2 protein-coding genes and 1 pseudogene are annotated in these 3,012 nt (G+C 51.4%); all 3 read right to left on the reverse strand.

The window, feature by feature from the left end:
* Positions 1 to 43: 43 nt before the first annotated feature.
* Positions 44 to 1,309: a zonular occludens toxin domain-containing protein gene (locus HBN63_RS21395; RefSeq protein ID WP_170050821.1), complete on the reverse strand. Its 1,266-nt coding sequence runs from the start codon at positions 1,307 to 1,309 to the stop codon at positions 44 to 46.
* Positions 1,310 to 1,312: 3 nt separating this feature from the next.
* Positions 1,313 to 1,561 (reverse strand): hypothetical protein, encoded by a 249-nt coding sequence (locus tag HBN63_RS21400; protein ID WP_170050822.1) that lies wholly within the window; start codon positions 1,559 to 1,561, stop codon positions 1,313 to 1,315.
* Positions 1,562 to 1,623: 62 nt separating this feature from the next.
* Positions 1,624 to 3,012: pseudogene (locus HBN63_RS21405) on the reverse strand (hypothetical protein); the annotation flags it as partial.

The raw sequence follows: 3,012 nt of genomic DNA on the forward strand, positions 1-3,012 counted from the left end.
ATTATGCGAAGCCTATGAATATTTCCCCAGGGGAATCAATGGCTTACAGCAGCGTGCGCGCCGTGCGACTGCTGTCCTCGATAACAGTCACGGAGGAACCGGCAGATGGTCCAGTTCCTTGGGCACCTGCTGGAGCTGCGCTTCCAGCCGTGCCCAAGGCTGTCTGGGTGTGCTGATCGACACGGCCGTAAACGTCGATTGGCCAGGCGCGTGCAACGTGAGCTACCTGCTGCTTTTCGAGCAGCAAGCCGTAGCCTGTCGCGGTCACTGTCCAGCCAAGCGCGCGGATCTCAGCAACGGTCAGCGCTTCCTTCACATGGTACGTCTCATCGAGCAGTTCAATTTTGCCGATGATGTCCTTACCTGATCGCTTTGTTTCGCTGGTGATGATGCCAGCAGCTCGAACCTGGTACTGACTAACGAGGTTGTCGAAGTAATCAATCGGCGGTGGAGGCTCTGGGTTTGTAGTTGCTTGCGCTTGTACGGGCGCAGGCTGAGCGCTGGCAGCGAGTTGTGGCGGCGGATTAGTGATGACAGGCCTTTCAACCTTAACGGCGCTGGTTGGCGCGCTGGGAGCGGCATGGAAGAAGCCGTAGAGGTGGTAAACGGCATAAATAGCAGCAGCGAAGGCCAGAGGCACGCCAAATACCAGGGAAGTGCTGTTGGCCAGCATGTTGGTTCTCGCGGTCTGGTAAACACCCTTCTGCACCCCTTCCCTACGCACTGACATGTACGTGCCGAAAAACTGCTTTTCGTACTCCCTGGTGCCGCTGCCAGTCTTAACGAATCGACCGAACTGTTGTTTCTGATAGATCTCCCATTTGTACTTTGTCGGCCTGCCGATAGCTTCCAGCTTGAGGAAGTAGATCACCGTGCGAATGCGGTTACGGATCAGCTTGTGACAGTCGCCGCGATCCTGGCCCATGACGATGATGTCGAGGCCACGGTGGCGATGTTCCGTCCAAAACTTCTGCTGGTTGTGCGGCATTTTGTAATTGCCGCTGGGGAAGTAATCCTGAATCTCATCCCAAACAATCAGGGCGTTATCCGGAGTCTGATCACACATTTCGTTGATACAGCGTTGAATCTCGCTGGTATCGCCGTCCTGTTCGGCGGGATCGACGTTAATAATCAGCAGTTCGACCAGGGCGACAGATTGCCCGGAAAGTTCGGCAATCTTTTCGACGTTTAAACCGCGAATGTTTGAAACAACGGTGCGGCGCTCTTTAATGGCCGGGATGATATGAAACACGACAGCTTCATAACTTTTGCCAGCACCTGGGAGGCCTTCGTGAAATTCAATAGCCATAAATCACCACATGCCGAACGTTAATATTTTGCGAGTAACCCGAAAGGCAATCGCGGCAGCAATCATGGTCAACCCCTGACTTATTCCAGATTGAGCAAGAAAGTGACCGATATAAGGCATCGTCGGAGCCAATACATCACCGAGCTGGTGACTGTTAAGGAAATCAGGTGCATCGATGCCGCCAAGAACTTCTGCAACCGCTTCGAGAATACCCTTTAGAGTTTGTATTGGAAGGTCGTCCATGTACTCCATGAAATCTTTCCATAGACCTTCATAAAAAGCCAGCGTTAACCATTTAGGCCACATAGTTCACCTCACATAAATGCGATGCGGAAAGCAAAGAAGGCACAGCAGGCCAAGATAACGGCCTTGATAAGTTCCCATGGAATAGTTGAGCCGGTGCACCACTGGTCGAGCCGGAGAGTTATCGGACTACCGAAAATAGAAACCTGAACGGTGTAAACCGGGCAAGCGCCTGACGGTGTAAAAGTCAGGAAGTTATCGACGCCCGCCACAACTGGAATATCTGAAACAGCATCTGCAAACTCACCAATAACAGACGCGTATGTGTCTTCACCTGGTTCATACCAATCATTAGCACCACCGCCCTCTCCGTCTCCGCAGTCATCGCCGATGCAGTCGCCGAAGCCGTCACCGTCGCCGTCTGGGTTGCCGTTCTTATCAGGGCAGGCTTCACCTGTGCAGGAGCCGGTAACGCTGGTGGTTTTACCGTTTGAGTCTGTTTTAGTAGTCGTGGTGGTGGTCGTTGAGGTCGAGGAACACTGGCCGGCACCGCTGCAAGTGGTCTTGGTAGCGGTATCTGTTTTAGTGGTTGTTTTGCTGCCGTCTGGCTGAGTTTCAGTCTTAAAAGTTGTTTGAATTTCAATGCCGTTTTTAGTTGGCTTGCTGTCAACGCAGGTTTTGACACCGTTTACAGTGCCGCAATACTGGCCTTCTTTCTCTTCGCCCTTAGATGAGACACAAGTCTGTGTATCGCCAGTGCCGGAATAAACACATGGCTTATCCTCAGTAATGACTTGAGGATCAGGTCGTGGTTCTTGAGCAGCATTGTCTTGAATCTCGGTTCCTGTACCGGTAGTTGAGCATGACTGGCCTGAGTGGTAAGCAGTGCCTCGACACGTATAAAGGCCGGAAACAGTTCCGGTGCATTTTTGATCGGACGTATTGACAGCGCAACCGCCAAAACAAGCACTTTGAACACCTGCTACATAACCGCCAGATATCGTGCCGTAGCCGTCGCCAGATGAACCGGATTTTGTAAATTCTTGGGGAGATCCGGACTTTGAGACGCAAGGGTCTGGAGCAGGTGCTACACACTGGCCATTAATCATTGTTTTAGGTGAATCACATGATGTATTGCAAACAGAACCATTATCACCGTACGGACAGCCGACCGAATATGAGCGAGCATAGTCGAAAAAATGGAAGGGATTCTTGGCGCGGCATACCCACTCAGTAGAACTATTCTGCACATGGTCAAAACTCTGGCCGGCAGCAAGTCCCGCACCATTACTCCAGAATGTATTACACGCCTGAGTAGCTGAGGTGTATTTATCCTGACCAGCAATACTTACACGATCCCAATAAGTAAGAGTTGATGAATAAGATGTAATGGAATGAAAGACTAAGAGCAGGAGAACCCAACGATAATTGAAACGGCGCATAGAGAACCCCAGGCGAAC

Source organism: Pseudomonas sp. WS 5011 (assembly GCF_012985775.1).
Classification (GTDB): domain Bacteria; phylum Pseudomonadota; class Gammaproteobacteria; order Pseudomonadales; family Pseudomonadaceae; genus Aquipseudomonas; species Aquipseudomonas peli.